Below are 7,407 nucleotides of genomic sequence, written 5' to 3' on the forward strand. Positions count from 1 at the left end.
GTGTTCACGAAGGAGCGGAGCCCCGGCCGTGATCCCTCCGGGGATCGGTCGTCCGGGGCTCTGCCGGTTCCTTCCCAGGTGATCGGACCTGCACGAGGCCGTCCGCGTTGTCCATGGTCCGCGGTGAGCGCCCTGGGCGGCACTCGTCCGACCTGCACCGTTGGGGTGATCATTCCCCGTTGGTCCGATCTCGGCAGTGTCCCACGGGGTTGAGCGCGGTGCCAGGACGTTCGGCCCTGCCTGTCGAGACCCTTCGCCCGCATTGCAGTCCGCCGGGCCTGGAATCGGGCCTGTCGGCGGTGGACGATGTGACGTCGCCTGCGATCTGCCGTCGAGGGACGGGCACCGACGAGGAGGCGGTGATGGTGGTGCAAGCCGCATCGCGCATGGCGCGCAGGATCGTCACGGGTTCTCTGGACGGTTGCAGGGCTCGACACCTCGGCATCGGGTGCCGCCATCACGGCGGCCAGCCCGCGACGGGCCAGCGCGAGCAGCCGGACGACTCCTGCTGCCGCTGCGTCGACGTGCGCCGTGATCGTGTCGGCGTTGAGTGCGCGTCCGTCCGGACCGGTGGAACACCAGGGCACCACCGTCGACCGGTGTATGGACGGTGAGCATGCGCATCCGGTCGCTGTCGAACGGGATGGTCGCCTGCCGAGACCATGCCGAGCGCAGCCGCCGTATACGTGCTGACCCCACGGCCTCGAGCAACGCCAGTTCGGTCCGATCGCCCACCGCAGGATCGAACGCTGCGTCTACTGCCACGCGCTCGACGGCCGACCGCCACGGACAGATCGCCATGGCACCGGTGCCGGCGATGGCTGCGATCTGTGACCGTGGCGACGGACCCCGTTACAGCCAGCCTGACCGTCGAGCGCGACAGACCGTCCACCCCCCATTCGTCGCGGACCCGTTGCGGCTGGGTCACGCGCGATAGCGCGATAACCGGACCCGGTCGCGTCCCGTCCTGGCCACCCTCCGCGGCCACTGGCCGGGTGCGTCCGGACGCCGGGACGTTGGACCCTGCACGGCGCCGTCGCCGCGTGCGATGCTCAGGCATCGGCTCGATGATTACCGGAGGTGAGGACATGCCGGTCGCGAAGCGTTGGACCGTCGACATCTATCTCAGTGAGCACCCCGAAGACGAGGTGGTGCACACCCACGCCGAGGCACGGCTGCACACGCAGGACGCCACCGACCTGCGCGGCCGCGGTGAGGCACGCAAGCACCCGAAGGACGCCGACGTACCCGAGATCGGTGATGAGCTCGCCGCCGCCAGAGCACTGTCGGACCTCGCGCACCAGCTGCTCCATGCCGCTGCAGATGACATCGAGGGCGTGACCCACCAGCCCGTCGCCGACCTCGTCGACTGAGCGCTGTGAGCCGGTCGCCGGCACGCGAAGTGCGCCGAGCGACGCGGGCCTCAGGCCGTGGTCCCGCACCGCGCGGCAGGGGACGTTCGTATCTGCACGGCCGCAGCGGCCCGTGGACGCCTCACCCGTGCACAGGACAGGACACGCGAGATGAGCACACTGCCCGCAGCACGCGCCGCCCGCAGCGCCGGCCCCCGACGCGCCTGAGATGGGTCGCATCGTCGTCGGCGTCGACGGCTCACCACCGGCCGACCGCGCGCTGCGGTGGGCAGTGCGTGAGGCCCGAATGCGATCGTCCGCCGTCGAGATCGTCCACTGCTTCGTCCAGCACCGCACCGGTCCCGTGACCCGCGCCCAGGAGCACCAGCTCGCCGAGACACGGCTCGACGCGATCACGACCCGCAACCGCGACGTGCTCGATTGCGTCAAGTGGAGCGCCGCGACGACCGCCGTCGGCGCTGTGCCCAGCAGCGGCGTCATCGCCGCCGCGGTCGACGCTGAGCTCCTCGTCGTCGGTGCCCGCGGCGCAGAAGGGTTCCATCGACTGCGGTTGGGATCCACCGGCTACCGCACCGCGGCGCGCTCGCCGGTGCCGGTCGCGGTGATCAGCGCCGACGGCGGCCGCCCCGAGGAGATGGACGCACAGCGTCCGCTGGTGGTCGGAGTGGACGGCTCACCGGCTGCGCACCGCGCGCTGCTCTGGGCGGTCGACGAGGCCCGACGTCGGTCGGTAACCCTGACCATCGCCCACGCCTACCAGCCCACCGTGCCGGCGACGCCAGAGGCCGCAGCAGCCGCGCGGCACGCCGCGGAAGCCATCGTGCGGGGTCTGGAACACGACACGGCCGGCGACCGGGTGACCGTGGAGACCGTGGTCGTGCGCGGCACACCTGCCGGCAGCCTGCTCGAACTGTCCGGCAGTGACCACCTGCTGGTCATTGGCACGCGCGGCGGTGGTCTGCTGACCGACATGCCGTTCGGTTCGGTCAGCCATCAGTGCCTGCACCACGCGTGCGGGCCGACGGTGATCGTCCCCTGAGGTCCAGAAGATGTGCCGCCGTGACCACGCTGCACGTCCCATGAGTCTGGGCGATACCACTGGCGCCGGCCGGGTCATGGGGACCTCAGGGGTGGGACGATGTGCCCTGCCGCTATCACCTGGCCGCTGGTCTACTGCCTGTGTGTCTGAACTGCGGATCGTGAGAGGAGCGCCCATGGCACCGGGGCCCGCAACGGCAGCGGTCTGTGACCGGGGCGACTGCCCCGCCCCGGCACGGCACGTGGTCATGATGCACGGTCAGGACTTCTACTTCTGCGGTCACCACACCGTCGAGCTGGCGCACGCGATCCGGTCGCACGACGCGACCGACGCACCGTCGAGGACACTCGGCGCTGACCACGCGGCGCTGGCCACGCGGCTCGACGGGCTGTTGACGGTGGCTCAGCCCAGGTAGCGCGAGCCGACGGCCGCGACCACCTCACCGCGGATGGCGTCGCCGTCGCCGACGGTGTCCAGCTGCCGTTCGATCAGGTGCACCCGCGCGGCGAGGTCATGGTCCTGCAGCACGTCGTTGATCCACCGCGAGAAGTCGCCGCGACCGGCGTGGTAGTCGATGACCGACGGGTCACAGAACCGCAGGTGCCGGTGGAACTCGGTGATGTTCGCCGCGACCGCTCCGTCACGGAAGTAGAAGCGCCGCGGCGCCGGCAGCGTCCCGTCGACGTACTTGTGCCAGTGGCGGATGTGTGGGGTGCGGCGTCCCCCGATGGTGCAGCGTTCCAGGCGGGTCGGGTCGCGACGGTCGATCACGAGCGCCGCGCCCGGCCCCGGATCAGCCAGGTGGGGTACGACCTCCGCGCGTGGCAGACCCGTGAACGACGCGATGGTGTCGGGTAGCTGGTCGCGCTCCTCGCCGCCGCCCAACGTGGCGATCATCACGTCGATGTCGTCGAGCACGTGTGGATCGAGCACCCCCGGCCGATAGGTCACCAGGCAGTACCCCTTGGCCGCGGTCGCACCGCAGTGGTCTCCTGCTCCGTCCCAGACGTCGGTCACGTGGGCCTCGTCCGCGATGATCCAGTCCGGCAGACCGGTCGCGGCTCGTTGCCGGTCGATCCCCTTCGCGGCTGCGCGCAGGTAGCCGTGCTGGTGTTCGGCGTCGAGGCCGGACAGATCGACCACGAGGCTGCCAGCGTGCTGCCGCAACACGTCGGCCAACGCCGAGGCAGGTGTGGCGACGTCGGTCGCGCCGACCACGAGGACCCGTCGCAGCCGCGCGAGATCGACGTGGTCTCCCTCGAGGTCGAAGATCAGCACCGAGTAGTCCCGGGCCATCAACCGCTCGGCGAACAGCCCGGCGGTGTAGGACTTGCCGGACTGGCTGCCGCCGGTGACGAGCACGTTGACCTGGGAGGCGGGCAGCAGCGCCGGACGTCCATCGTCGAGCTGTCCGATCTCGATCTGCCAGCGTCTGCTGCGCACGCTGGAGACTCCCTGCAGCACGGGGCCGCGCAGGAACGCCGCCACACCGTCGCCGTTCGGCAGGTCGAGGACGATGTCGGCGTGCCCCTTGAGCGCCTCGACCGCGTTGCCCACCGCCACCCCGAGCTCGCAGACGTCCAGCAGATGGTGATCGTTCTCGGCGTCACCCATCGCGACCGTGCGATGACGCGAGATCCCCAGGTCCGCCAGACCGCGCATGAGGCCCGTGCCCTTCGTCACGCCGGCGGGCAGCACCATCAGCTCCCCGCGGTTGCGGAAGAGCTGACAGTCCAGCCCGAGGCGGCCGATCTCCTCCAGCACCACGCCGGCGTCCCGCGCGGCGCACGCCAACAGGACCCGACCGCGGCGGACGGCGACATCACGATGCGCGAGCGCGCCACCGAGCTCGGGCGCGACCGACGCCACCAGATCACGGACATCGTCCTCGTCGGCCAGCACCGCGCCGTTCTCGGCGACGATCACATCGAAGTGCTCGCCGACGTCGGGGTAGACGTCACGCAGCTCCGCCAGGATGCGACCCGTCACCAGCAGCACCCACCGCCCTTCGGCACGGGTCTCACGGATCGCGTCGAGCACCGGCTGGCCCGGACGACCGGCGGTCGTGAGTGTGCCGTCGAAGTCGACGGCGACTGCCAGGAACGGGAAGGCCATCACACCCTGACGTTCGCACGGCCCCAGGAGTGATCGAAGGGCCGGACGGCCCCGGGCGGCACGCCCACAGGTCCCACGCCCGTGGTGAGGCACCAACTCGCGCAGCCTCGCAGCCGCACGGTCTGCAGTTGCGCTGACGCTGGTCAGGCAATACTGCCTCGACACGCGGCTGTCGCCGAGGGGGAACACGTACTCCATCACGTCTCGGACAACGCGCTGGAAGCCGGCGTGCTGGCGGCGTTGCAGACCGCCGAGGGCGCTCGGCTGGCCGCGTTGGAAGAGGCATCCCGCCAGCTCCGTGTAAGCCGCGATGACCTGTTACGCGACCGACCCGGGGGACAATCCCCTGCGCGTGCAGCTGCTGGTGCCGGCGCAGGCAGCCGGCATCCTGTTCACCGCCGATCCACTCACGGCCAGCGGGACCGGGCCATGATCAGCACCGCTTGGGGTTGGGCGTGACGATCTTCGGCGGGGCTGTACGCCCGACACCATCGTCATCGACAAGCGACGCGGCCGGGTGCTGTCTCGAGCGACGGGTGACAAGCGCTTATGACGGTGCGAGGCGATGAAGGCACGCGGATCGACGCTGTGCCCCGCGAGCTGCGCCGCGTCCCCCCTCCTGGATGACAGGGCCGCGGCGGAGCTCACCCGAAACGAACCGCCACGAGCGACGAGTGGCGGCGACACGAACCGGGCGACTACCGAGGCAGCGACCTCGCCGATGGCGACGGACCGCGAGTCCAGTCAACAAGGGCCAACACGCGGGTTCTGCGCCATGTAGTCACCCCCTTACGACGCGGTGAATCGGCGCGAGTTGTCATGTGCGCGACCCGCTGAAGCAGCGGAGCGGGAGCAGCGCGCACCCATCACCGGGAGCGACTCGCCGACGTCCAGGCCGAAGCACCGGAGTCGCCGACGGTGTGTGCGGCTGGCTGGGTGCGGCCGCTGGTGGCTGAAGCTCTCGGGTACGCCGGCGGCGCCTTGGCGTTGCTCGCGACCGCGATCCTGTGTCAGCGGCCATGAGAAACTCCCCGTAGGTGGCCACGAGCCGGTGGCGGCCATGAAGATTCCCCACTGGTGGCCACCAGATCTCCCCACGTTGTAGTCCGTGGCTCGTCTCGCCTGGGCGGGATGAGCGCCCCTCCTCGTTCACTCCGCGTCACCACACGTCGGAGGCCCCGAGGAGGGGACTGGTGAAGTCTTACGGAGAGATCATGAACATCTTGGATGCCTACGATCTGACGGGTCGTACCGCGCGGCCGCCGAGCTGGTCGGCTGTGACCACAAGACCGTCAAAGCCTGCGTCGAGCGACGCGACGCCGGGTTGCCGCCGCAGCCGCCGTCCATCGAGCGGGACCGGTTGATCGACGGCCACCGCGACAAGCTGGGCGAGTGGATGCGCCGGTCGGACGGCAAGCTGCGCGCGGACGTCGCGCACCGCAAGCTGGTCGCGCTGGGCTATGCGGGGTCGCCGCGGACCACGCGGCGGGCGGTCGCTGAGGCCCGCCGCGTGTACCGGGCGTCGCGGCGGCGGGTCTACAAGCCGTGGATCCCGAGCCGGGCGACTGGCTGCAGTTCGACTTAGGCGAGGGCCCGCGCATCGGCGGGCGCCGCACGCAGCGGTGGTGCGCATGGTTGGCGTGGTGCAGCTACCGGATGGTGCTGTCGTGCTGGGACAAGACCCTGCCGACGGTGATCGCGTGTCTGGATGTGTGTTTACGGCTGCTGGGCGGCGCGCCGACGCACGTGCTGTATGAATATGTCCCGCGGGTGTTGGGCGACACGCGGGACATAGTCCGGGTTCTGTGCCCTCCGGTGTTATGTGGCCGCGACCGCTAGTGGGCGGGGTCGGTGGGGGTGAACGGCTCGTTGGTGGTGGTGCCGGGCACATAACGATCAGAGTGAGGCGAGCCACGTGAGGAGGGTCTCGTCGGAGCGCCAGATTGGTGTGGTGGGGGATGCCGTCGAGGAACCCGGAGGTTCGGTGGCCCGAAGCGCAGCTTGCTTGGGCCCTGGTGTTGATCTCCGCAAGCGGTTGGTGGTGCTGAGATCGGCGTGGCCCAGCCATCCTCGGATGACGTTGACCTCGACGCCGGCTTCGAGCAGGTGAACAGGTGTGTCGGAACCGTGGGGGGTGATCCGGCGGCCGGTGCGGACGTCATCGGAGTCCGAGGCGTCTTCCAACGTGTTGTCCGCGCCGACGTTTCCCCTTGGTGCTCTGGTGCGTGTGCAGCGGCCGGGTCGTTGAAGGTCAACTATCTCGTTCGGTTCGCGACCGGCAACCTCGTGTACATCGGCGCGACCGATCTGATCCCCTAGATCACCGCCAGTGAGAACCGGCGGGACAAGCTCATCCACTCGGCCGTGCTCGCGCTGGGTCTCCGGCCTCCTGCTCGTAGCGACACTCGCCGACATGGCGTGCTGTCGCAGTCGCCACGCCGAGGCGCAGTGGTCCCCACGTCGCACTCGCGGCGTTCACACGTCGACCGTGACCCGGCAGCGCCAGGCCCCGGCGTTGCGCCGCAGTTCCATTCCGTGGTGGGTGATCGCTTTGGGAACGGCACCGCGCTGGTCAAGTGCGGCGGCGGGCGCCACGTGGAACGCGCCGTCAAGGCCGCCGTCGGCAGCGGATGTGATGGTGACGTCGACCGGCACCTGGTTCTCGGCGTCGAGCAGGTACAGGATCTCTTCGAGCAGGGCGACCAGAAGGTTCTCCCCGCTGTCTGCCGGGAAGGAGCGCGCCACGCTGGCTGACGCGGTGACGTCGCCGACGTCCGCGAAGGTCGCGACGAGGCCCAGCACGGCGTGACGCAGGCAGGCATCGCGGGTCGGCCCCCACGCCTCGACGATGACGTCGGCGGTGTGCGGCAACGATCGATG

General features: G+C 70.1%; 7 protein-coding genes. 5 read left to right on the plus strand and 2 right to left on the minus strand.

Going from position 1 to position 7,407, the window contains the following annotated elements:
* Positions 1-1,088 precede the first annotated feature (1,088 nt).
* The 3 genes from VK923_12820 to VK923_12830 all read left to right on the plus strand — a co-directional run bounded on the left by VK923_12820 (position 1,089) and on the right by VK923_12830 (position 2,827).
* The gene (locus VK923_12820; protein HSJ45559.1) at positions 1,089-1,373 is read left to right on the plus strand and encodes a DUF1876 domain-containing protein; all 285 of its coding nucleotides are present in this window, start codon (positions 1,089-1,091) and stop codon (positions 1,371-1,373) included.
* A gap of 208 nt (positions 1,374-1,581) precedes the next feature.
* A complete protein-coding gene (locus tag VK923_12825) occupies positions 1,582-2,412 on the plus strand; it encodes a universal stress protein (GenBank protein ID HSJ45560.1) in 831 nt (276 codons plus the stop codon).
* Between the two features lie 175 nt (positions 2,413-2,587).
* On the plus strand, positions 2,588-2,827 hold the full coding sequence (locus tag VK923_12830; GenBank protein HSJ45561.1) for a hypothetical protein: 240 nt from the start codon (positions 2,588-2,590) through the stop codon (positions 2,825-2,827).
* Here VK923_12830 and VK923_12835 read toward each other — a convergent pair.
* A complete protein-coding gene (locus VK923_12835; protein HSJ45562.1) occupies positions 2,815-4,527 on the minus strand; it encodes an HAD hydrolase family protein in 1,713 nt (570 codons plus the stop codon). The genes VK923_12830 and VK923_12835 overlap by 13 nt on opposite strands.
* A 310-nt stretch (positions 4,528-4,837) precedes the next feature.
* On the opposite strand from VK923_12835, the gene VK923_12840 reads away from it, so the two are divergent.
* Entirely contained in the window at positions 4,838-4,960 is a 123-nt protein-coding gene (locus VK923_12840; GenBank protein ID HSJ45563.1) for a hypothetical protein, read from the plus strand.
* Positions 4,961-5,887: 927 nt separating this feature from the next.
* Positions 5,888-6,112, plus strand: a complete 225-nt coding sequence (locus tag VK923_12845) for a hypothetical protein (protein ID HSJ45564.1) — start codon at positions 5,888-5,890, stop codon at positions 6,110-6,112.
* 890 nt (positions 6,113-7,002) lie between these two features.
* On the opposite strand, the gene VK923_12850 is transcribed toward VK923_12845, so the two are convergent.
* On the minus strand, positions 7,003-7,407 hold a 405-nt coding region (locus VK923_12850; GenBank protein ID HSJ45565.1), incomplete at its 5' end, for an archease.

This window comes from Euzebyales bacterium (assembly GCA_035461305.1).
Taxonomy (GTDB): Bacteria; Actinomycetota; Nitriliruptoria; order Euzebyales; family JAHELV01; genus JAHELV01.

Bases quoted from the DNA above. Each gene is read 5' to 3' on its own strand.
- VK923_12820 (HSJ45559.1), top strand. From the start codon at position 1,089: ATGCCGGTCGCGAAGCGTTGGACCGTCGACATCTATCTCAGTGAGCAC.
- VK923_12825 (HSJ45560.1), top strand. From the start codon at position 1,582: ATGGGTCGCATCGTCGTCGGCGTCGACGGCTCACCACCGGCCGACCGC.
- VK923_12830 (HSJ45561.1), top strand. From the start codon at position 2,588: ATGGCACCGGGGCCCGCAACGGCAGCGGTCTGTGACCGGGGCGACTGC.
- VK923_12835 (HSJ45562.1), bottom strand. From the start codon at position 4,527: ATGGCCTTCCCGTTCCTGGCAGTCGCCGTCGACTTCGACGGCACACTC.
- VK923_12840 (HSJ45563.1), top strand. From the start codon at position 4,838: ATGACCTGTTACGCGACCGACCCGGGGGACAATCCCCTGCGCGTGCAG.